Origin of the sequence: Streptomyces atriruber (genome assembly GCF_001418325.1) — a bacterium.
Taxonomy (GTDB): Bacteria; Actinomycetota; Actinomycetes; order Streptomycetales; family Streptomycetaceae; genus Streptomyces; species Streptomyces atriruber.
The window spans coordinates 1-21,927 of record NZ_LIPN01000309.1; the positions used below are offsets into that span (position 1 = coordinate 1).

Sequence of the window (21,927 nt, forward strand, 5' to 3'; positions counted from 1 at the left end):
GCGACCTGGGCACACCGCTGGTGCTGCTCGCCGTGCTCGCGGCCGGGCCGGGGCTGCTCTCCCTCCTGGAACGGGCGGGGGAGCACGAGCCGGGGTGGCTGACCAGTCAGCGGACCGGTTCGCTCGTCTCGCTCGCGACGCGCGGCGTGGACGCGCTCGACGACTACTTCTCGCGCTATCTGCCGCAGTTGGGGCTCGCGGTGGTGGTGCCGGTGGCGGTGCTCGCCCGCATCGTCACCGAGGACTGGGTGTCGGCGGCGATCATCGTCGTGACGCTGCCGCTCATCCCGGTCTTCATGATTCTGATCGGCTGGGCCACACAGAACCGGATGGACCGCCAATGGCGGCTCCTCTCGCGCCTGTCGGGGCACTTCCTGGACGTGGTGGCGGGGCTCCCGACCCTGAAGGTGTTCGGCCGCGCCAAGGCGCAGGCCGAGTCGATCCGCAAGATCACCGGCGAGTACCGGCAGGCGACGATGCGGACGCTGCGCATCGCCTTCCTGTCGTCGTTCGCCCTGGAACTGCTCGCGACGATCTCGGTCGCGCTGGTCGCGGTGACCATCGGCATGCGGCTCGTGCACGGCGAGATGGAGCTGTACGACGGCCTCGTCGTCCTCGTCCTCGCCCCTGAGGCCTATCTGCCGCTGCGCCAGGTCGGTGCGCAGTACCACGCGGCGGCGGAGGGGCTCTCGGCCGCCGAGGAGATCTTCGAGGTCCTGGAGACCCCGGTGCCGGACGCCGGGACCGGGGCCGCGCCTTCCGGTGTCCTGAGCGTGGAGGGCGTGACGGTCCGGTATCCGGGGCGGTCGGCCGACGCCGTCTCCGGGGCGTCGTTCGAGGTGGCACCCGGGGAGACCGTGGCGCTCGTCGGGCCCAGCGGGGCGGGGAAGTCGACGCTGCTGAGCGTGGTGCTCGGCTTCGTGCGGCCCGCCGAGGGGCGGGTGTGCGTCGGAGGCGTCGATCTGGCGGAGGTCTCGCCGGAGCGGTGGCGCGAGCGGATCGCGTGGGTGCCGCAGCGGCCGCACCTGTTCGCCGGGACCATCGCGGAGAACGTACGGCTCGCGCGGCCCGAGGCGGACGACGCGCAGGTGCGGGACGCCCTTCGGGACGCGGGCGCCCTGGAGTTCGTGGACGCGCTGTCCGCCGGGGCGGAGACCCTCCTCGGGGAGGACGGCACCGGGCTGTCCGCCGGGCAGCGGCAACGGCTCGCGCTGGCCCGGGCGTTCCTCGCGGACCGGCCCGTGGTGCTGCTCGACGAGCCGACGGCGGCGCTGGACGGCGGCACCGAGGCGGGCGTGGTCGAGGCGGTCCGGCGGCTGGCCGTCGGGCGGACCGTGCTGCTGGTCGTGCACCGGCCCGCGCTGTTGGCCGTCGCCGACCGCGTCGTACGGCTGGACGTCGCCGCCGAGACGTCCCGGCAGCGGCAGCCGGGGACGTACCCGGATGTCCGTGGTGGGAGCGGTGCGGCCGCACGCGGCGGAGACGACGTGACCGGTGGCCGGGTGGCACCGGGTGCTCAACCGGGTGCTCAGGAGAGCGACCCGGCGGGCTCCCCGTCTCGCGTCGGGGTCCTGGCCCGGGTCCGGGACGCCGCGCAGGCGCGGCGCGGTCAGCTGGCGCTCGCGCTGCTGCTGGGCAGCCTCGCGCTCGCGAGTGCCGTCGGACTCATGGCCACCTCGGGGTGGCTGATCTCGCGGGCCTCGGAACAGCCCCCGGTGATGTACCTGATGATCGCCGTGACGGCGACCCGTGCCTTCGGCATCGGCCGCGCCGTCTTCCGGTACGCCGAGCGCCTCGTCTCGCACGACGCCGTGCTGCGGATGCTCGCCGACACCCGGGTCGCCGTCTACCGGCGCCTGGAGCGGCTCGCCCCGGCGGGCCTGCGCGGGGCCCGGCGCGGCGACCTCCTTTCCCGGCTGGTCGCCGATGTCGACGCCCTGCAGGACTACTGGCTGCGCTGGCTGCTGCCCGCCTCCGCCGCGGCCGTCGTCGGCGCGGGAGCCGTCGGGTTCACCGCCTGGCTGCTGCCCGAGGCGGGTGCCGTGCTCGCCGCCGGGCTGCTCGCCGCGGGCGTCGGCGTGCCGCTGGTGAGCGGTGCCGTGGCCCGTCGCGCGGAGCGGAAGCTGGCTCCCGCGCGCGGGGCGCTCGCCACCCGCGTGGCCGATCTGCTCACCGGGACCGCCGAGTTGACCGTCGCCGGCGCGCTGAAGCGTCGTACGGCCAAGGCGGGCGAGGCCGATGCCGAGCTGACCCGCATCGCCTCGCGCGGCGCCACCGCGACCGCGCTCGGCGACGGGCTCGGAGCCCTCGTCACCGGGCTCACCGTGGCCGGGGCCGCGTTCGTCGGCGTGCAGGCGGTGCACGACGGGCGGCTCGACGGCGTCGCCCTCGCCGCGGTCGTCCTCACCCCGCTCGCCGCCTTCGAGGCGGTGATGGGGCTGCCGCTCGCCGTGCAGTACCGCCAGCGGGTCAGGAAGAGCGCTGAGCGCGTCTACGAGGTCCTCGACGCACCCGCGCCGGTCCCCGAGCCCGCCGAGCCCGCCGAGCCCGCCCAGGCGCCGCAGACGCCCTTCCCGCTGCGTGTCGAGGGGCTGCACGCACGCCACGAGGGGCAGGACCGGGACGCGCTCGCGGGCGTCGGCCTCACGCTGGAACAGGGGCGGCGGATCGCCGTGGTCGGTCCGTCCGGCTCCGGCAAGACGACGCTGGCGCAGGTGCTGCTGCGGTTCCTCGGCGCGCACGAAGGGACGTACACGCTGGGTGGCACCGACGCGGCCGCGCTGGACGGCGACACCGTGCGCGGCATGGTCGGGCTGTGCGCCCAGGACGCCCACATCTTCGACAGCTCGGTGCGCGAGAACCTGCTGCTCGCCAAGAAGGACGCGACGGACGAGGAGCTGCGCGACGCTCTGGAGCGGGCGCGGCTCGACGGCTGGGCCTACGCGCTGCCCGACGGTCTCGACACGCTCGTCGGCGAGCACGGGGCGCGGCTCTCCGGAGGACAGCGGCAGCGGCTCGCGCTGGCCCGCGCGCTGCTCGCCGACTTCCCCGTCCTCGTACTGGACGAGCCCGCCGAACACCTCGACCTGCCGACCGCCGATGCCCTGACGGCCGATCTGCTGGCCGCGACCGAGGGGCGCACGACGCTGCTCATCACGCACCGGCTCGCCGGACTCGACGCCGTGGACGAGGTGCTCGTCCTGGACGCGGGCCGGGTGGTGCAGCGCGGCACGTATGCGGAGCTGGCGGCGGAGGAGGGGCCGCTGCGGCGGATGCTGGACGTGGAGAGGGCGGCGGATCTGTTGGTGGCCGGGTGACGGGGCGGTTCGGAGGTGGCCGGGTGACAGGGCCGTTCGGAGGTGACCGGGTGGCGGTGGTGGTCAGGTGTGTGCGGTTTCGACTTTCCCCGGTAAATAGGACTTACTAGGCTCAAAGGCATGCCAGCACCCTCGGCCTCCGCCGATTCCCCGCTCCCCGACGGCTCACCGGACACGGTGGAGGCGGCGGCGCGGGCGACCCGCAGCCTCCAAGGGCTGTCCCCCGAGCTGACGTCGCGGGTGCCGCAACTGCTCGAAGCCATGCGGTCGGTCGGCACCGGGCTCGAACTGCACATCACCCTGGACCGCATCTGCGAGACCGCCGCCGAGCTCGCGGACGCCCACTACGCGGCGATCGGCGTCGTCTCCGAGGACGGCGAGGGCCTCTCCGACTTCGTCTACCACGGCATCGACGAAGAGACCGCGGAACGCATCGGGCGCCTGCCGGACGGCCACCGGGGCCTGCTCGGCGCCCTCATCCACCAGCCGAGGACGCTGCGCCTCGCGGACCTCTCCGCAGACCCCCGCTCCTGCGGTTTCCCGGCCCACCACCCGCCGATGCGGTCGTTCCTGGGTGTCCCCATCCGGGTGCAGGGCGAGATCTTCGGAAACCTCTATCTGACCGAGAAACGCGACGGGGCGGAGTTCAACGACTACGACGTGCACATGGTGCGGGTGCTCGCCACGGAGGCGGGCATCGCCATCGGGAACGCACGCCTGTACGAGGCCGCCAAGCAGCGCGAGCGCTGGATCGACGGCTCCGTGGCGGTCACCACCGCGCTGCTGTCGGGCAGCGACGCCGAGGAGGCGCTCTCGGTCGTCGCCGAGCAGGCCAGGCACCTCTCGGACTCCGCCGCGGGCATCGTGCTGCTGCCCGACGACGAGGGCGGCATGGAGATCGTCGCGGTCTCCTCGGACGAGCCCAACGGGGCGCTGGGCGTGATCGTCCCTCCGGAGAGCCGCATCGTCGCCGACCTCCTCGAAGGAGAGGCGGTCTTCATCGACGACGCCGCGTCCGACCCTCGCATCATGACCGAGATCGCCCGTGCCTACGGCCCCGTCATGATGCTGCCGCTGCAGAGTGACGGCCGGGTCCTCGGCACCCTCGTGACGCCCCGCGCGCGTGGGGCGCGTCCGTTCAGCGAGGCCGAGCGGACCCTCGCCACCCAGTTCGCCTCGCAGGCCGCACTCGCGCTGATGATGGCCGAGGCGCAGCGGGACCGGGAACGGCTCGCGGTGTACGAGGACCGCGACCGGATCGCCAGGGACCTGCACGATCTCGTCATCCAGCGGCTGTTCGCGACCGGGATGATGCTGGAGAGCGCGCAGCGCAGGTCGGTCGTGCCGGAGGTGCAGGTCGGCGTGGGCAGGGCCGTCGACGAGCTGGACGTGACGATCCAGGAGATCCGCACGGCGATCTTCGCGCTGCAACAGGGGCCCGCCGAGGCGCCGTCGGGGCTGCGCACCCGCGTCCTGCGCGAGATCAACATGGCCGCCGTCCCGCTGGGCTTCAAGCCCTCGCACCACTTCGTGGGCCCCGTCGACGCGGTGGTCGGCGAACTGACGGGCAAGAACCTCATCGCGGCGCTGCGCGAGGCGCTGTCCAACGCGTTCCGGCATGCGCAGGCCGCCCGCATCGACGTCGTGGTCGACTCGACCGTGGTCCTCCCCGACGGGCAGCACGGCGTGCGTCTGACCGTCGCCGACGACGGCGTGGGCATCGCGGAGGGCGGCCGGCGCAGCGGCCTGAAGAACCTCAAGCGGCGCGCCGAGTCGCTGGGGGGCGACAGCTGGTACGGACCGGGCATCGGTGAGGACGGCGGCGGTACGACGGTGGTGTGGGAGGCGCCGTACTGAGCGTGTGGCGCGCGAGTGAGCCTGTGCCGCGCGACTGAGCGTGTGGCGCGCGTGGGGGGAGAGGCCCTGTTCGGCGGTACGCGTCTGGGCCGTACGGGGCACCGCGCCCCCCGAGTGCACGAGTCCGACGGGACCCGCGCCGCCGCGGCGGGCAACGATCCGTGTCATGTCTCTGCGCCGCCGTCGTCCGCACCCGTTCGTCTGTGTGCCGGTGCTGCTGTGCGCGCTGCTCTGGCCCGCGCATCCCGCCGCGTCCTCCGAGGGGCCGAGTGCGAGCGCCGACGTGGCACGGCTCTACGAAGAGGCCTCCGCCGCGACCGCACGCTACGTAGAGGGGCGACAGGCGGCCCGCGTCCAGAAGGCGAAGATCCGGAAACTGGACCGACTTCTCAAGAAGGAGCGGCACCATATGGCGGTGCTGCACGGCGGTCTGGGCAGGCTGGCCCGCGACCAGTACCGCACCGGCGGCGGCCTGCCCTACACCGCGCAACTGCTCCTGGCCGACAGCCCGGACGCCCTGATGCGCGGCAAGCAGGTCATGCTGCAGGCGGACCTGGCCGTCAACAGCGCCGTCACCAAGACCCGGCGGGCGGCGGCGGGCCTGGCCGTCGCCAAGCGCAGGGCGGACCGCGCCAAACGCTCCCTGGACCGGCACAACGCACGCCTGGGGGAGCTCAAGCGCGGCATCGAGCGGAAGCTGGAGACGGCGCGGTGGACCCTGCAGGGCGAGGCCGACCGGTCGGTCGCCGCGGGGCAGTGCCGCGGTGCCGTGCGGCTGAACCAGCAGCGCACGCCCGCCACGCGCGCGTGGGTGACGCCCGTGGAGTCGTACGAGCTCTCGGCGGGCTTCGACAGCGCGGGTGAGCGCTGGTCCCACCGGCACACCGGGCAGGACTTCGCGGTCGGCATCGGGGCGCCCGTGCGGTCGGTCGGTGCCGGACGGGTGGAGAGCGTGTCGTGCGGCGGGGGCTTCGGCATCGAGGTCGTGGTGCGGCACGCGGGCGGGTACTTCACGCAGTACGCGCACCTCGCGGCCGTCACTGTCGACCAGGGGGACCGGGTGCGGACGGGGCAGTGGGTCGGGCAGGCCGGTACGACCGGCAACTCGACCGGCCCGCACCTGCACTTCGAGACACGGCTCACGCCGTACCTGGGGTCCGGGGTCGACCCGCGGAAGTGGCTGGCGGAGCGGGGCGTCACCTTGTGAGGCGGGTGTTCAGGGCCAGGGCCAGGGCCAAGGCCAAGGCCAGGTGCAGATCCGGGGCCAGGTCCAAGGCCAGGTCCCGGTCCCGGTCCCGGGTCTGAGCGTGTGTTCTAGCTCAGGATCTGCTCGATCACGACCGCGACGCCGTCGTCGTTGTTGGCGACCGTGCGTCCGGAGGCCGCGGCGATGACGTCCGGGTGGGCGTTGCCCATCGCGTACGACGTACCCGCCCAGGCGAGCATCTCGATGTCGTTCGGCATGTCCCCGAAGGCGACGACTTCCGCCGGGGTGATGCCGCGCTCGGCGCAGCACAGCTCCAGGGTGCTCGCCTTGGAGACGCCGGGTCCGCTGATCTCCAGGAGGGCGCTGGGGCTCGACCGGGTGACCGTGGCGCGGTCGCCGATGGCCGCGCGGGCGAGCACCAGGAATTCGTCCGGCGCGAGACCGGGGTGGAAGGCGAGCACCTTCAGGACGGGCTGCTCGGCGCCCGTGGAGTCCGCGAGGGCCTCGGCGAGGAGCTTCTCGGCGGGCGCGACGCTCTCGCCCGGCTCCATGTGGAGCGGCGGATACGTCTCCTCGTGGTGCAGTCCCCCGGTCCGCTCGATCGCGAAGGACGTGCCCGGCGCGGCGGCGCGCAGCCTGCGGACGACGTCGAGCGCGCGCTCCCGCGCCAGCTCGCGGATCTTGACGAAGCTGTGGGTGCCGGGGCCGCCGTGCAGGTCGACGACCGCGGCGCCGTTGCCGCAGATGGCCAGGCCGTGACCGTGCACGTGGGCGCTGACGACGTCCATCCAGCGGGCCGGGCGGCCGGTCACGAAGAAGACCTCGATCCCCGCTGCCTCGGCGGCCGCGAGGGCGGCGACCGTGCGGTCCGAGACCGACTTGTCGTCGCGCAGCAACGTGCCGTCCAGGTCCGTCGCGATCAGCCGGGGCCGCGGCCGTGGTGCGGCCGGGCTGCTGGCTGCGGGGGCGGTGGAGGCCGGGGTCCGGGGCCCTGGGGTAGCTGAGGTCACGCCATCGATTGTCCCGCACATGCCTGCACGACCGTGCGCTGGGGCGCACATTTGAGTGGGCGGGCGCATCTCCCGGCCCCTGCGTGTCGCGGCGGCCGCCGTAAGCTCTGAGACATGAGTCTGCGCCTGAGCACCGTGATTCTTCCCGTGCGCCGCTGGAACGAGGGTGGCCGCGATCAGTGGCTGCGGGCCGAGGAGCTCGGCTTCCACACCGCGTACACGTACGACCACCTGGCCTGGCGCACGTTCCGTGACGGCCCGTGGTTCGGTGCGGTGCCCACGCTGACGGCCGCCGCGACGGCCACCGAGCGGCTGCGGCTGGGAACGCTCGTCACCTCGCCCAACTTCCGGCACCCGGTGACGCTCGCCAAGGAGCTCATCTCGCTGGACGACATCTCCGGCGGCCGGATCACGCTCGGCATCGGTGCGGGCGGCAACGGCTTCGACGCCACGACGCTGCTGAAGGGCGACGAGGAGCCGTGGACCCCGCGCGAGCGCGCCGACCGGTTCGGGGAGTTCGTGCCGCTGCTCGACCGGCTCCTGACCGAGGACGCGGTGACGTACGAGGGGACCTTCTACTCGGCGCGCGAGGCGCGCAACATCCCGGGCTGCGCGCAGCGGCCGAGGCTGCCCTTCGCCGTCGCGGCCACCGGCCCGCGCGGTATGCGGCTCGCGGCCCGGCACGGGCAGGCGTGGGTGACCACGGGGGACCCGAAGCTCTTCGAGTCGGGCACGCCCGAGCAGTCCCGCGAGGCGATCCGGGGGCAGATCGACAAGCTCGGCAAGGCGTGCGCGGAGGCCGGCCGTGACGTGGCCGAACTGGACAAGGTGCTCCTGACCGGGTTCACCCCGGACCGCAACCGTCCGCTGGAGTCGCTGGACGCCTTCGTGGACTTCGCCGGGCGCCACCAGGAGCTCGGCTTCACCGAGCTCGCCGTCCACTGGCCGATCCCCGGCTCCGACTTCGCCGCGGACCAGGCGGTGTTCGAGAGGATCGCCACGGAGGCCGCGGCCCAGCTCGGCTGACGGCACCGGACAAGAACCGGCGAGGGCCCTGGATCAGTGCGGCCCGGGCTCGGCGCGAACCCGGGATCAGTGTGAGCCGGGAAACCGCAGGAATCCGGGCGGTACGGCGGCCGTGAGCCAGACGCCGTTGGCGCTGACCTGGAAGACGTGTCCTTCGCGGTGCATCGCGCCCGCGTCGACGGACAGGACGACGGGCCGTCCCCGGCGGGCGCCGACGCGCGTCGCGGTCTCGCGGTCGGGCGAGAGATGCACCGCGTGCCGGTTCATGGGGCGCAGGCCTTCGGCGCGGATCGCGGCCAGCCGGGCGGCGACGGTGCCGTGGTAGAGGTACGCGGGCGGGGCCGCCGGGGGCAGATCGAGGTCGACGTCCACGGAGTGGCCCTGGCTGGCGCGGATCCGGCCGTCCTCGACGGCGAAGCGCTGCTTGTCGTTGGCGGCCACCACGTGGTCGAGCTCGGCCCGTGTGATGGGGAAGCGGTGGGCGGCGGCAGCGGCGAGGAGCGCGTCGATCTCCACCCAGCCGTGCGCGTCGAGGGTGAGTCCGATCCGGTCCGGGCTGTGGCGCAGGTGCCTCGACAGGTATTTGGACACCTTCACGGTGCGTCGTTCATCCGCTGTCGCGGGTCCTTCTTTCATGCCTTCAGCGTCTCGGTCATCCGTTCTCCGCGCACTTGATTTTCGTCCACCGGCATTTCATCGAGAAATAGCAGCTCAAAGGTTTGATCCACAGCCAAGTCAAGTTATCCACAGGCTAGTTGGCGATTCTGTGGACAACTCTCAGGCGGTAGGCGGCATTTGGGCAATTTGACCATCTGTATTGGGAATTGCCACTAGTGCGTCCAATGTCCTTGCCTGTACTTCCCGTTCGGCAGCCGCCGCGATGAACGCCGCCGCGTTCGCGTCGCCAACCAGGGCCTGCACGGCCTGCATTGTGGAGGCGGGCAGGGCCACGTTCTGCGGGCCTTCCGCGACCGGGGCGGACCCTCCCGTCTCCAGGTGCTGACGGAGGTGCCGGGTGGCGAACAGCCGCATGGCGCGGGCCAGTTCCGCGTCCACCGACTGCTGGGCGAGCGGTCGCAGTTTGCGTACGAGGGACGCCGCCTCGGCCGCGTCTGCCTCCGTCGGCGGGTGATGGCCGAGATATCGCGCGAAGACGTGCTCGGTCGTGAACTCCAGGAAACGAGAGGCTATGTGCTCGACCTGACCCCTCAACTCCCGCAAATGACCCGAAATCGCGGACAGCGGAACCCCCGCCGCGTACAACTCCACCGCCACCGACAACTCTTGAGGGCTCGGCACCAGGAATTCGTCCGGGCGCCCCGGCACCGGTTCGAGCACACCGAGAGAGACCGCGTCGGCCACCGCCGCCTCGTCCGGAGTGCCGCCGAACGCCGCGTCGAGCTCCGCGCGGGTGATCCGGTCCGCCTTCTCGTCCGTCCACGGACCGTCGACCTCGGCGGCCAGACCGAGCACCCCGCCCAGCCCGCGCCCGGCGTCCCAGGCCTCCAGGAGCTCCTTGATGGAGGCCAATGTGTAGCCACGGTCGAGCAGGTCGGCGATCTGCCGCAGCCGCGCCAGGTGCGCGTCCCCGTACACATTGGCCCGGCCGCGCCGCTCCGGGCGGGGCAGCAGCCCGCGGTCCTGATAGGCACGGATCGTGCGGACCGTCGCACCGCTGTGGTGTGCCAGGTCCTCGATGCGGTACTCCACGCTGCCCGTCCTCCGTGATGACTCGTGCCGAAGCCCGCGCCGCGAACCGGCTCCGGGCCCCTGGGGCTCTAGCCGGTGGCCGCCCGGCCGATCGCGCCCGCCGCCACCCGCGCCGCGGGCGACTGCGCCAGATACTCGACGGCCTTGCGCAACGAGCCTTCCTGCGAGGGATGGTACGACCGTCGCAGGTAGCGGGGTATCGCCGTGCCGAGCTCGCGCCAGGTGGGCAGCAGGCCCTTCGCGACCGCTCTGTTGTGCTCACCCAGTGAGTACCGCAAGCGGCCCGCCAGTTGGGGGTCGTTGCGGATCAGATAGGCGGTGCCCCACATCCACAGGTACAGCATCACCGGCGCCGTGACCGTCATGCCCGCGATACGGCGGGCGTACCGGGGCAGGCCCCGGCCTCCGCAGTGCTGGAACATGTCGAACGCGACCGCTCGGTGCTCGACCTCCTCCGCGCCGTGCCAGCGCAGCAGGTCGAGCATCACCTCGTCGGACCCCGCGCGGTCCAGGCCCTCGGCGTGCAGGACCCAGTTGCCGAGGACCGCCGTGAACTGCTCGATGGCGGCGATGACCGACAGCCGGAAGCGCAGCCACTCCTGCGTCGGCACCGGCGCTCCCAGCGGCGGCTTCTCGCCGAGGAGCCGCTCGAAGAGGAAGTCGACGTACCGCGTGAAGGCGGCGGTGTCGAGGTGCTGGGCGGCCAGGTGGTCCAGCACGTGCGCGTGCTGCACGCTGTGCGTGGCCTCCTGGCCCATGAACCCCTTGACGTCCCCCCGCAGCACCGGGTCGGTGATCAGCGGCAGGCCTTCCTTGAAGACCTTCACGAACCACCGCTCCCCCGCCGGGAGAAGCAGATGCAGGACGTTGATGACATGGGTGGCGGTCGGCTCGTCCGGTATCCAGTGCAGTGGTGTCCCGTCCCAGTCGAACGAGACCCGGCGCGGAACGATCGTGTAGTGCTCCTCGGTGCGTGTGTCGGGATCCTTCTCCTTGCTCACAACGGCGGCTCCAATCGGGCTATGGCACGCAGGGCCTTGGGGCTGAAGCGCGACATGAAGCGGGCACCGCGGGCCTCGGGGGTGACCGGGACCACCGCCTGGTTCTTGACGACGGCGTGCAGGATCGCGTCGGCGACCTTCTCCGGCGGGTAGTTCCGCAGGCCGTACAGCCGGGCGGACTTCTTCTGGCGGCGCTTCTCCTCGTCCGCCCCGACGCCGACGAACCGGGACGTCGTCGTGATGTTCGTGTTCACGAAGCCCGGGCAGATCGCGGAGACGCCGATGCCCTGGTCCGCGAGCTCCGCGCGCAGGCACTCGCTGAGCATCAGGACCGCGGCCTTCGAGGTGCTGTAGGCCGGGAGGGTCTTCGAAGGCTGGTACGCCGCCGCCGACGCGGTGTTCACGATGTGGCCGCCCTGACCGCGCTCGGCCATCTGCCTGCCGAAGAGCCGGCAGCCGTGGATCACGCCCCACAGATTGACGTCCAGGACCTTCTTCCAGTCCTCGCCGGTGGTGTCGAGGAAGGAGCCGGCGAGGCCGATGCCCGCGTTGTTCACCAGGACGTCCACCACGCCGTACTCCGCGGCGACGCGGGCGGCGAGCTTCTCCATGGCCTGTTCGTCGGAGACGTCGACCGCCTCGCCCCAGGCGTCCGGGGCGCCTATCAGGCGGGACATCTCCGCCGTGCGGGCCGCGCTCTCCGCGTCCCGGTCGACGGCCACCACGCGCGCGCCCGCCTCGGCGAACGCGAAGGCGGTGGCCCGCCCGATGCCGCTGCCCGCCCCGGTGACCAGGACGAGCTGGCCGCCGAACCGGTCGGCGTGCTTGCCGGTGGCGGCGCTGTCCTTGGTGGGCAGACCGTCCTCGTTCGCCGTGATGAACTCACCGATCCACGCCGCCAGTTGGTCGGGCCTGGTGCGCGGCACCCAGTGCTTGGCCGGCAGGGTGCGGCGGACCAGCTGCGGGGCCCACAGCTCCAGCTCGTCGTAGAGCCGCTCGGACAGGAAGACGTCCCCGGAGGGCGTGATGAGCTGCACGGGCGCGTGGGCATACGCATCGGGGCGCGGTTTGCGCAGCCTCGCGCGGACGTTGTCCCGGTAGAGCCAGGCGCCGTGTGCGGCGTCCTGGGGCAGCGACGCCGTCGGATAGTCGCCCGCGGGGACCTTCTCCACGCGCTGCAGGATCTTCGGCCACTGCTTGCCGAGCGGCCCGCGCCAGGCGAGCTCGGGGAGGACCGGGGTGTGCAGCATGTACACGTACCAGGACTTGGCGCCCTGGCCGAGGAGCTGGCCGACCTTGCGGGGGGTCGGCCGGGACATGCGCTGCTTGATCCAGTGACCGAAGTGGTCGAGCGAGGGCCCCGACATCGAGGTGAAGGACGCGATGCGGCCCTCCGTGCGCTTGACCGTGACGAACTCCCAGGACTGCACCGAGCCCCAGTCGTGCCCGACCACGTGCACCGGGCTGTCCGGGCTGACCGTGTCGATGACCGCCACGAAGTCGTCGGTCAGCTTCTCCAGGGTGAAGCCGCCGCGCAGCGGCTGCGGGGCGGTGGACCTGCCGTGTCCACGGACGTCGTACAGCACGACGTGGAAGTGGTCGGCGAGGCGCTCGGCGACCTCGGACCACACCTCCTTGGAGTCCGGGTAGCCGTGCACCAGCAGGACCGTGGGCCGGTCCGGGTCGCCGAGCTCGGCGACGCACAGCTCCACCCCGCCCGTCCGCACCCAGCGCTCCCGCGCGTCCCGCAGGCCCTTGCCGGTGCCCTTGGCGGTGTCCTTGGCGTTTCCGGTCGTCATGCGGCGGCCCTCTCCTCAGCCCAGCGCCGCACGTGCGGCAGATCGTCGTCCAGCCAGAACGCGCTCTGTTCGGGATCCTTGGAGTCGGTGACGACCAGGATCTCCTCGAACTTCGCGCCCGTACCCCTGAATCCGAGGTGCGGTTCGACCGCCCAGAGCCCCTTGCGGGGCGGGTGGTCGGAGAATTTGTACGGGGACCACAGCGGCGACCAGCCGTCCCGGTGGCCGTGCAGGGCGTCGCTCGCCAGGCCCTTCAGCGACTGCGTGCCGAACCCGAAGAGGTGCGGGGTCAGCCTGCGCTCCTTGACCCGGTCGACCTTGTGCGCGATGACGCCGAACGGATACGCCCGATGACGGTTGGCATAGCCTTGGCGGACCATGAGGCGGTCCACGTCCTCATAGATCTCGCGGAGCGGGCGGCGCTCGCGGACCTCGCGCAGGATCAGCTCGCGGTGCGCCTCCAGGTCGGCGAGGAGCTTGTCGTGCACGGGGTTGAGCCCGAGACAGCCGGAATAGCCGATGTCGGCTGTGAACCCCTTGTAGACCGGGGCCATGTCGAGGATGAACGGCATCCCCGGCTCCAGCCTGCGGTTGGTCGGGAAGAACTGCAGCGGTATCCGGAAGTTCACGAACGCCGTGCGGTCCCCGAACCAGGCGAAGGGCAGGTGGAACCAGTCCCGCACGCCCCGCTCGCGCAGCCACTCGCGCTGCATCCGTGCGGCCTCGCGCTCCGTCACACCCGGCTTGAGCTGGGCCGCCACCGCCTCCGCGCATGCGTACGCAAGGGTCTGTACCTCTCTGAACCCCCGCAGGTCCGCGGAGAGTTCGCCTGCCACTGCTGAGGTCATGCCACCGTCCGTCCCGAGTCCGGTCTTCCCGTGTCCGGTCCATCGCCGTACGCGGTCGTAACTTGACACTGATGAATGTGACAATGCCCGGCGGCTACGTCAATAGTTCTGCCCAACCCTGCGGGCAAGGTCCGGAAGAACCCCCAGGGGTCGACTTCCGGACGACCCCTACGGGCCCGTAATACTCCAGAGTGAGGGCAGGGCAAGCCCCTGGTCTGACGCCCCGGTGTGGTGTGCGCCACTACGGTCGAACCGTGACTGTGATCGCGACCGAAAGCCTGAGCAAGCGGTTCCCGAGGGTGACCGCGCTTGACCGGCTCTCCATGGATATCGGGCCCGGTGTGACCGGACTCGTCGGAGCCAATGGAGCCGGCAAGTCCACACTGATCAAGATCCTGCTGGGTCTGTCCCCCGCCACGGAGGGCCGAGCCGCCGTGCTCGGACTCGACGTCGCCACCCGCGGCGGCGAGATCCGCGAGCGCGTGGGGTACATGCCGGAGCACGACTGCCTGCCTCCCGACGTCTCGGCCACCGAGTTCGTCGTCCACATGGCGCGCATGTCGGGACTCCCGCCCACCGCGGCCCGCGAGCGCACCGCGGACACCCTGCGCCACGTCGGGCTCTACGAAGAGCGGTACCGCCCCATGGGCGGCTATTCGACCGGCATGAAGCAGCGCGTGAAGCTCGCCCAGGCCCTCGTCCACGACCCCCAGCTGGTCTTCCTGGACGAGCCGACGAACGGCCTCGACCCGGTCGGACGCGACGAGATGCTCGGCCTGATCCGCCGCGTCCACACCGACTTCGGCATCTCCGTCCTGGTCACCTCACACCTCCTCGGCGAGCTCGAGCGCACCTGCGACCACGTCGTCGTCATCGACGGCGGCAAGCTCCTGCGCTCCAGCTCCACCTCGGACTTCACGCAGACCACGACGACGCTCGCCGTCGAGGTCACCGACAGCGACGCCCACCCCGACGGCACCCGGGCCGTGCGCGACGCGCTCAAGGAGCGCGGCATCGGCACCGATACCGGCGGCGAACTGCCCGGCGCGGGCCACACGATCCTGCTCACCGCCGAGGGGGAGGAGACGTACGACCTGGTGCGCGACCTCGTCGCCGACCTCGGCCTCGGCCTGGTCCGGATGGAACAGCGCAGGCACCACATCGCGGAGGTCTTCAAGGACGAGCCGCACCAGGAGCCCGTGACGGAGCGCCAGACTGTCGCCGCCGCACAGCAGAAGGAGGGAGGGGCACGATGAGTACCGAGTCCACCCAGATCCACAACATCGGCTACCGGAACTACGACGGCCCGCGCCTCGGCCGCGCCTATGCCCGCCGTTCCCTCTTCTCACAGAGCCTGCGCGGCGCGTACGGCCTCGGGCGCTCCGCCAAGTCCAAGGTCCTGCCGATGATCCTCTTCGCGGTGATGTGCGTGCCCGCGGCGATCATGGTGGCGGTCGCCGTGACGACGAAGGCCGACGACCTCCCCCTCGACTACACGCGCTACGCCATCGTGCTGCAGGCCGTCATCAGCCTCTTCCTGGCCGCCCAGGCCCCGCAGACCGTCTCCCGCGACCTGCGCTTCAAGACCGTCCCGCTCTACTTCTCCCGGCCCATCGAGCGCGGTGACTACGTCCTGGCGAAGTTCGCCGCGATGACCTCGGCGCTCTTCGTCCTGACGGCCGCCCCGCTCCTCGTGCTCTATGTGGGGGCACTGCTCGCCAAGCTCGACTTCGCCGACCAGAGCGCGGGATTCGCCCAGGGACTCGTCTCCGTGGCGCTGCTCTCCCTGCTCTTCTCCGGCATCGCCCTCGTCATCTCGGCGATCACACCCCGCCGCGGATTTGGCATCGCAGCCGTCATCGCCGTCCTGACCATCACCTACGGAGCGGTGTCCACGGTCCAGGCCATCGCGTACGACCAGGGCAGCACCGACGCCATCACCTGGCTCGGACTCTTCTCGCCGATCACGCTCATCGACGGCGTGCAGACCGCCTTCCTCGGCGCGACCTCCGCCTTCCCCGGAGGGGAAGGCCCCACGTCCGGCGTGGGTGTCGTGTACGTACTCGTCGTCCTCGGACTCATCGCGGGCTGCTACGGCGCGCTGATGCGCCGCTACCGAAAGGTCGGGCTGTGAGCACGATCAACATCGACCACACCTCCCGCTGGTTCGGGAACGTGGTGGCGGTCAACGACATCACCATGAACATCGGCCCGGGCGTCACGGGCCTCCTCGGTCCGAACGGCGCCGGCAAGTCGACCCTCATCAACATGATGGGCGGCTTCCTCGCCCCCTCCACGGGCAGCGTCACCCTCGACGACGAGCCGATCTGGCGGAACGAACGGATCTACAAGAAGATCGGCATCGTCCCCGAGCGCGAGGCCATGTACGACTTCCTCACGGGCCGCGAATTCGTCGTGGCCAACGCGGAGTTGCACGGGCTCGACGAGCGGGCCGCCAAGAAGGCGCTGGCCACGGTCGAGATGGAGTACGCGCAGGACCGGAAGATCTCCACGTACTCCAAGGGCATGCGCCAGCGCGTGAAGATGGCCTCAGCCCTGGTCCACGACCCGGCCGTGCTGCTCCTCGACGAGCCCTTCAACGGCATGGACCCGCGCCAGCGCATGCAGCTGATGGAGCTCCTGCGGACCATGGGGGACCAGGGCCGCACGGTCCTCTTCTCCTCGCACATCCTCGAAGAGGTCGAGCAGCTGGCCTCGCACATCGAGGTGATCGTCGCCGGGCGGCACGCGGCGAGCGGTGACTTCCGCAGGATCCGCCGGCTGATGACCGACCGGCCCCACCGCTATCTGATCCGCTCCAGCGACGACCGCGCCCTGGCCGCCGCGCTGATCGCCGACCCCTCGACGGCCGGCATCGAAGTGGACGTGGAGGAGGGCGCGTTGCGCGTCCAGGCGGTCGACTTCGCGCGGTTCACGACACTGCTGCCCCGGGTCGCCCGGGACCACGGCATCCGGCTCCTGACGGTCTCGCCCTCCGACGAGTCCCTTGAGTCGGTCTTCTCCTACCTCGTCGCGGCCTGAAGGGAGCCATCGTGTACAACCCCACTGTCGCCCGGCTCACCTACCGGGCCCTGCTCGGCCGTCGCCGGGCACTCATCCTCTTCGCCCTGCCCGTCCTGCTGATCGCCATCTCCGCGGCGGTACGCGGCTTCAGCGGCGCCGACGACCAAGTGGCCGTCGACGTCCTCGGCGGCTTCGCGCTCGCCACGATGGTGCCGATCATCGGCGTCATCGCGGGCACGGGCGCCATCGGCCCGGAGATCGACGACGGCTCGGTCGTCTATCTGCTGTCCAAGCCGGTGAAGCGCCCCACGATCATCTTCACCAAGCTCATCGTCGCCATCGCCGTGACCATGGCCTTCTCCGCGATCCCCACGTTCATCGCGGGAATGATCCTCAACGGCAACGGCCAGCAGATCGCCATCGCCTACACCATCGCGGCGCTGGTCGCCTCCATCACGTACGCCGCGATCTTCCTGCTCCTCGGCACGATCACCCGGCACGCCGTGGTCTTCGGGCTCGTCTACGCCCTGGTGTGGGAGGCCCTCTTCGGATCGCTGGTCTCCGGAGCGCGCACGCTCAGCGTGCAGCAGTGGTCCCTCGCCGTGGCCCAGAAGGTCGGCGAGGGCGACCTGATCACCTCGGACGTCGGCCTGCCGGTCGCGACGGTCCTCCTGGTCGCGGTCACGGCGGCAGCCACGTGGTACGCGGGCCAGAAGCTCCGCTCGCTGACCCTCGCGGGCGAGGAGTGACCGACCCGTCTTGACCGCGTCTTCACCCTCCCATCAGCACACTGGTGGGAGGGTGCGCTGTTGTCACCGGGCGCACTGGTTCGAGGAGGTGCCGGTATGGCATCGGTGGAGGACTGGGACGACGCCGTCCTGGACGAGAACTTCGTGAGGTCCGCCCAGACGGAGGAGCCGTCCGCGCGAGCGCGCATGCTGAGCGCGCGGTGGCGGCGGAGCGGGGCGCCCGAGCCGCAGCCGTGGCGGTCCGACGAGCCGCCCGCGGGGTGGTTCTTCAGCAGGGCGCGGCGGCGGAAGCGGCGCAGGCGGTAGGCCTCCCGGCCTGCATGCGGTAGGCCCCCGGCCCGTGTGCGACAGCCCCCGGACTGCGTGCCGCAGGCCCCCGGTCTTTATTCGGTGGCGGTGAAGTCGCGCCCCGGGCACAGTAGTTGGTGTCACCGCGCCAGGAACATCTGGCGCTCACCTTCTGGGAGAGGAACCGGCACGACCGTCAGTACGGGTCGGTCGAGTTCCCATCAGGGCAGCCGGCGGCAGGCTCCGGAGCAGTTACTCGCTCCGTCGAGTCCCGCACACGGGGGAGCTGCCCGGGGCGGCCGCTTCGAGCGCGCAGAATCCGCATCCCTGCGCGGGCCGCCCCCCCCAGAGGGGACCTTCGCCGGGCCTCAGCCCAGCAACCGCTCCAGCACCACCGCGATGCCGTCCGCCTCGTTCGACGTCGTCACCTCGTCCGCGACCGCCTTGAGCTCCTCATGGGCGTTGGCCATGGCCACGCCGTGAGCCGCCCAGGCGAACATCGGGATGTCGTTCGGCATGTCGCCGAAGGCGATCGTGTCCACGGCCTTCGCGCCCAGCCGGCGCGCCGCGAGCGAGAGGCCCGTGGCCTTGGAGAGGCCGAGCGGCAGGAGTTCGACTATGCCCTCGCCCGCCATGGTCACGCCGACCAGATCGCCCGCGACCCGGCGCGCCACGTCCGTCAGCGCGTCGTCGCCCAGGCCGGGGTGCTGGATGTACAGCTTGTTCAGCGGCGCCGCCCACAGGTCGGCGATGTCCGTGAAGGGGGTCGCGGGGAGCGGGCCGTCCTGGACCGCGTACCCCGGGCCGACCAGAACCTCGCCGTCGATGCCGTCGCGGCTCGCCGCGAGCGCCAGCGGGCCGATCTCCGCCTCGATCTTGGCGAGCGCCAGACCGGCCAGCTGGCGGTCGAGCGTCACCGAGGTGAGCAGGCGGTGCTCCCCCGCGTGGTACACCTGCGCGCCCTGGCCGCACACCGCTATGCCCTCGTAGCCGAGGTCGTCGAGGATGTGGCGGGTCCAGGGCACCGCACGGCCGGTGACGACGATGTGCGCCGCGCCCGCCGCGGTGGCCGCGGTGAGCGCGTGGCGCGTCCGTTCCGACACCGTGTCGTCGGGGCGCAGCAGCGTCCCGTCGAGGTCGGTCGCGACCAGCTTGTACGGGAACGAGGGCGTGACCGGAGCTGGGTGGCTCACTTGGCGATGGGCTCCAAAATCTCTCGTCCCCCGAGGTACGGACGCAGCACCTCGGGCACCACCACGGAGCCGTCGGCCTGCTGGTGATTCTCCAGGATGGCCACGATGGTGCGCGGGACGGCGCACAGCGTGCCGTTCAGCGTCGCGAGCGGCTGGACCTTCTTGCCGTCGCGCATGCGCACCGAGAGGCGGCGGGCCTGGAAGCCGTCGCAGTTCGAGGCCGAGGTCAGCTCGCGGTACTTGCCCTGGGTGGGGATCCACGCCTCGCAGTCGAACTTGCGGGAGGCCGAGGCACCGAGGTCGCCCGTCGCCACGTCGATCACCTGGAAGGGCAGGCCGAGGCCGGTCAGCCACTGCTTCTCCCACTCCAGGAGACGCTTGTGCTCGTTCTCCGCGTCCGCCGGGTCGACGTACGAGAACATCTCGACCTTGTCGAACTGGTGCACGCGGAAGATGCCGCGGGTGTCCTTGCCGTACGTGCCCGCCTCGCGGCGGTAGCAGGGCGAGAAGCCCGCGTACCGCAGGGGGAGCTTGTCGGCCTCGATGATCTCGTCCATGTGGTACGCCGCGAGCGCGACCTCGGAGGTGCCGACCAGGTAGTAGTCGTCCTTCTCCAGGTGGTACACGTTCTCCGCGGCCTGGCCAAGGAAGCCCGTGCCCTCCATGGCGCGGGGGCGGACCAGCGACGGCGTCAGCATCGGGATGAAACCGGCCTCCGTGGCCTGCGCGATCGCCGCGTTGACCAGGGCCAGCTCCAGCAGGGCGCCGACACCCGTCAGGTAGTAGAACCGCGAGCCGGAGACCTTCGCGCCGCGCTCGACGTCGATGGCGCCGAGCGACTCGCCGAGCTCCAGGTGGTCCTTGGGCTCGAAGCCCTCGGCGGCGAAGTCGCGCGGGGTGCCGATGGTGTCGAGGACGACGAAGTCCTCCTCGCCGCCGACCGGGACGTCCGGGTGGACGAGGTTGCCGAGCTGCTGCAGGAGGCGCTTGGTCTCGTCGTCGGCCTCGTCCTGGGCGGTGTCCGCGGCCTTGACGGCGGCGGAGAGCTCGCCCGCCTTCTTCAGGAGCTCCTGCTTCTCCTCGGGCGCGGCCTTGGGGATCAGCTTGCCGAGCGCCTTCTGCTCGGAGCGGAGCTCGTCGAAGCGGATCCCGGACGACCTGCGCCGCTCGTCGGCGGAGAGCAGGGCGTCGACGAGCGCGACGTCCTCTCCACGGGCGCGCTGGGAGGCGCGAACACGGTCGGGGTCCTCACGGAGCAGGCGAAGGTCAATCACCCCTCAAGGCTACCGGTGCGCGGTTCCGGCCCACGACTCGATATTCCATTGTGCGCCATATGCCCGTTTTGCCGGGATGTGAATTTCCGGAGTCGAGTACTCCGAATCAAGATCGATACGGCCGGAAAAGCCTTGCCGCGCACGTCTCGGCCGTCGGTCAATAAAAAGGGCGCCATTCCCCGAAACGGGGCAGAGCGCACCCGCGCCCTTGACCGGAACCCCTTGTGCGGAGCGGGACTTGGGGCACTTGTCCACCGTGGTTGTCCACAGGAACCAGGGGCTCCGGACGGTTATCCACAGGGTGTGCGAAAGATCTGTGGATGCCGGAACATCCCATTCCGATAGCCGTTCATGCGCCCAGGGATTCCCTTCCCAAACCACTCGCACACCCACTTTCGAGTGGAAATGCCTCGCCCCAAAGAGTTGATCAATGGAAAAGAGTGGACGAGGGGTGACGTGCGGAGCTGTGGACGGACTTAGGTGCTGGGGGCCGATTTGTCGACCATGTCACGCTTCGTTGTCGACTTGTCCCCAGGTCGAGACGCACGCCTGTGGATAACTTCTGTGGATAACGTAAATCTGCAGGTAGGACCGCAGGGGCTGGCTAGAAACGGCCGTCCTGGCAGCGCGTCAGCCAGTCCGACGCCGCCATGAACTCGTTGTCCGTCGTGCCGGGCCGCGGCGGCCGGACGTCCTCCGTCGCCACCCCCGCCCGGGGATACGAACCGAGGAACCGCACCTGCGGGCAGATCCGCTTGAGCCCCATCAGGGCCTCACCGACGCGGCGGTCCGTGATGTGCCCCTCGGCATCCACCGAGAAGCAGTAGTTGCCGATGCCCTTGCCCGTGGGCCGCGATTCGATCCGCATGAGGTTGACGCCGCGCACGGCGAATTCCTGGAGCAGTTCGAGCAGGGCGCCGGGGTGGTCGTCGCCCAGCCAGATGACGACGGAGGTCTTGTCGGCGCCCGTCGGCGCGGCGGGGCGGGCCGGGCGGCCGACCAGGACGAACCGGGTCTCGGCGTTCGCCGCGTCGTGGATCTCGCTGACCAGGGCTTCCAGGCCGTACGTGGCCGCCGCGAACTCGCCTGCGAAGGCCGCGTCGAAGCGGCCCTCCTGGACCAGCCGGGCGCCGTCCGCGTTCGAGGCGGCCGACTCCCACACGGCGTCGGGGAGGTGGGCGGCCAGCCAGTTGCGGACCTGCGGCTGGGCCACGGGGTGGCCCGTCACCGTCCTGATCTCCGTGAGCTTCGTGCCGGGCCGCACGAGGAGCGCGAAGGCGATCGGCAGGACGACCTCGCGGTAGATCATCAAAGGGTCGCCCTTGGCGAGCTCGTCGACGGTGGTGGTGACGCCGCCCTCGACCGAGTTCTCGATCGGCACCAGCGCGGCCGCCGCCTCGCCGCTGCGGACCGCGTCCAGCGTGGCCGGTACGGAAACCATCGGGACGAGCTCCCGGGCCGCCGCCTCGGGCAGCGTACGGAGCGCCGCCTCGGTGAAAGTGCCCTCGGGGCCCAGGTACGTATAGCGCGTCGCCGACATACCGTCACCCTAATGGGCCCGACGTGGCGCGGCTCACGCGTCTCACAGAGCGGCGCCCGCCCCGAAGGGCCCCACCGCGGGGCG

The 21,927-nt window shown here is 71.3% G+C and carries 18 protein-coding genes; 9 read left to right on the forward strand and 9 right to left on the reverse strand.

Going from position 1 to position 21,927, the window contains the following annotated elements; genetic code table 11:
- The 3 genes from cydC to AOK03_RS28705 form a co-directional block, all read left to right on the forward strand.
- On the forward strand, positions 1 to 3,317 hold a 3,317-nt coding region (gene cydC, locus AOK03_RS28695; RefSeq protein WP_055568267.1), incomplete at its 5' end, for a thiol reductant ABC exporter subunit CydC.
- 120 nt (positions 3,318 to 3,437) lie between these two features.
- Positions 3,438 to 5,174, forward strand: a complete 1,737-nt coding sequence (locus AOK03_RS28700) for a sensor histidine kinase (RefSeq protein WP_055568268.1) — start codon at positions 3,438 to 3,440, stop codon at positions 5,172 to 5,174.
- 166 nt (positions 5,175 to 5,340) lie between these two features.
- Positions 5,341 to 6,381 (forward strand): M23 family metallopeptidase, encoded by a 1,041-nt coding sequence (locus AOK03_RS28705; protein ID WP_055568269.1) that lies wholly within the window; start codon positions 5,341 to 5,343, stop codon positions 6,379 to 6,381.
- 107 nt (positions 6,382 to 6,488) lie between these two features.
- Here the strand turns inward: AOK03_RS28705 and AOK03_RS28710 are convergent, their stop codons facing one another.
- Positions 6,489 to 7,391 carry an HAD hydrolase family protein gene (locus tag AOK03_RS28710; RefSeq protein ID WP_055568270.1) on the reverse strand — a complete coding sequence of 301 codons (903 nt, stop codon included), beginning with the start codon at positions 7,389 to 7,391 and terminating at the stop codon, positions 6,489 to 6,491.
- A gap of 114 nt (positions 7,392 to 7,505) precedes the next feature.
- Between AOK03_RS28710 and AOK03_RS28715 the strand changes: the two genes are divergently transcribed.
- Complete coding sequence (locus AOK03_RS28715) at positions 7,506 to 8,417, forward strand: LLM class flavin-dependent oxidoreductase (RefSeq protein WP_055568271.1); 912 nt, start codon at positions 7,506 to 7,508, stop codon at positions 8,415 to 8,417.
- A 66-nt stretch (positions 8,418 to 8,483) separates the two neighbouring features.
- Here AOK03_RS28715 and AOK03_RS28720 read toward each other — a convergent pair whose 3' ends face one another.
- The 5 genes from AOK03_RS28720 to AOK03_RS28740 form a co-directional block, all read right to left on the reverse strand.
- The gene (locus tag AOK03_RS28720) at positions 8,484 to 9,053 is read right to left on the reverse strand and encodes an RNA 2'-phosphotransferase (protein WP_208609617.1); all 570 of its coding nucleotides are present in this window, start codon (positions 9,051 to 9,053) and stop codon (positions 8,484 to 8,486) included.
- 141 nt (positions 9,054 to 9,194) lie between these two features.
- On the reverse strand, positions 9,195 to 10,127 hold the full coding sequence (locus AOK03_RS28725) for a MerR family transcriptional regulator (protein ID WP_055568273.1): 933 nt from the start codon (positions 10,125 to 10,127) through the stop codon (positions 9,195 to 9,197).
- A 68-nt stretch (positions 10,128 to 10,195) separates the two neighbouring features.
- A complete protein-coding gene (locus AOK03_RS28730; RefSeq protein WP_055568274.1) occupies positions 10,196 to 11,128 on the reverse strand; it encodes a metal-dependent hydrolase in 933 nt (310 codons plus the stop codon).
- Positions 11,125 to 12,927 carry an SDR family oxidoreductase gene (locus AOK03_RS28735; protein ID WP_055568275.1) on the reverse strand — a complete coding sequence of 601 codons (1,803 nt, stop codon included), beginning with the start codon at positions 12,925 to 12,927 and terminating at the stop codon, positions 11,125 to 11,127. Before AOK03_RS28735 ends, AOK03_RS28730 begins: the two co-directional genes overlap by 4 nt.
- Positions 12,924 to 13,775, reverse strand: coding sequence for a M24 family metallopeptidase (locus AOK03_RS28740; protein ID WP_055568276.1), 852 nt, complete (start codon positions 13,773 to 13,775; stop codon positions 12,924 to 12,926). Before AOK03_RS28740 ends, AOK03_RS28735 begins: the two co-directional genes overlap by 4 nt.
- Positions 13,776 to 14,035: 260 nt before the next feature.
- On the opposite strand from AOK03_RS28740, the gene AOK03_RS28745 reads away from it, so the two are divergent.
- The 5 genes from AOK03_RS28745 to AOK03_RS28765 all read left to right on the forward strand — a co-directional run bounded on the left by AOK03_RS28745 (position 14,036) and on the right by AOK03_RS28765 (position 17,854).
- Positions 14,036 to 15,031, forward strand: a complete 996-nt coding sequence (locus AOK03_RS28745; protein ID WP_055568277.1) for an ABC transporter ATP-binding protein — start codon at positions 14,036 to 14,038, stop codon at positions 15,029 to 15,031.
- Positions 15,028 to 15,909 carry an ABC transporter permease gene (locus tag AOK03_RS28750; RefSeq protein WP_055568278.1) on the forward strand — a complete coding sequence of 294 codons (882 nt, stop codon included), beginning with the start codon at positions 15,028 to 15,030 and terminating at the stop codon, positions 15,907 to 15,909. The genes AOK03_RS28745 and AOK03_RS28750 overlap by 4 nt, the downstream gene beginning before the upstream one ends.
- On the forward strand, positions 15,906 to 16,817 hold the full coding sequence (locus AOK03_RS28755; protein ID WP_055568279.1) for an ABC transporter ATP-binding protein: 912 nt from the start codon (positions 15,906 to 15,908) through the stop codon (positions 16,815 to 16,817). Before AOK03_RS28750 ends, AOK03_RS28755 begins: the two co-directional genes overlap by 4 nt.
- Before the next feature lie 11 nt (positions 16,818 to 16,828).
- Positions 16,829 to 17,548, forward strand: a complete 720-nt coding sequence (locus tag AOK03_RS28760; RefSeq protein ID WP_055568280.1) for an ABC transporter permease — start codon at positions 16,829 to 16,831, stop codon at positions 17,546 to 17,548.
- A 96-nt stretch (positions 17,549 to 17,644) separates the two neighbouring features.
- On the forward strand, positions 17,645 to 17,854 hold the full coding sequence (locus tag AOK03_RS28765; RefSeq protein ID WP_055568281.1) for an SGM_3592 family protein: 210 nt from the start codon (positions 17,645 to 17,647) through the stop codon (positions 17,852 to 17,854).
- 350 nt (positions 17,855 to 18,204) lie between these two features.
- Here AOK03_RS28765 and AOK03_RS28770 read toward each other — a convergent pair whose 3' ends face one another.
- The 3 genes from AOK03_RS28770 to pheA all read right to left on the reverse strand — a co-directional run bounded on the left by AOK03_RS28770 (position 18,205) and on the right by pheA (position 21,843).
- Positions 18,205 to 19,029, reverse strand: a complete 825-nt coding sequence (locus tag AOK03_RS28770) for an HAD family hydrolase (RefSeq protein WP_055568282.1) — start codon at positions 19,027 to 19,029, stop codon at positions 18,205 to 18,207.
- Positions 19,026 to 20,303 carry a serine--tRNA ligase gene (serS, locus tag AOK03_RS28775; RefSeq protein ID WP_055568283.1) on the reverse strand — a complete coding sequence of 426 codons (1,278 nt, stop codon included), beginning with the start codon at positions 20,301 to 20,303 and terminating at the stop codon, positions 19,026 to 19,028. Before serS ends, AOK03_RS28770 begins: the two co-directional genes overlap by 4 nt.
- 604 nt (positions 20,304 to 20,907) lie before the next feature.
- The gene (gene pheA / locus AOK03_RS28780) at positions 20,908 to 21,843 is read right to left on the reverse strand and encodes a prephenate dehydratase (protein ID WP_055568284.1); all 936 of its coding nucleotides are present in this window, start codon (positions 21,841 to 21,843) and stop codon (positions 20,908 to 20,910) included.
- Between the last annotated feature and the right edge of the window lie 84 nt (positions 21,844 to 21,927).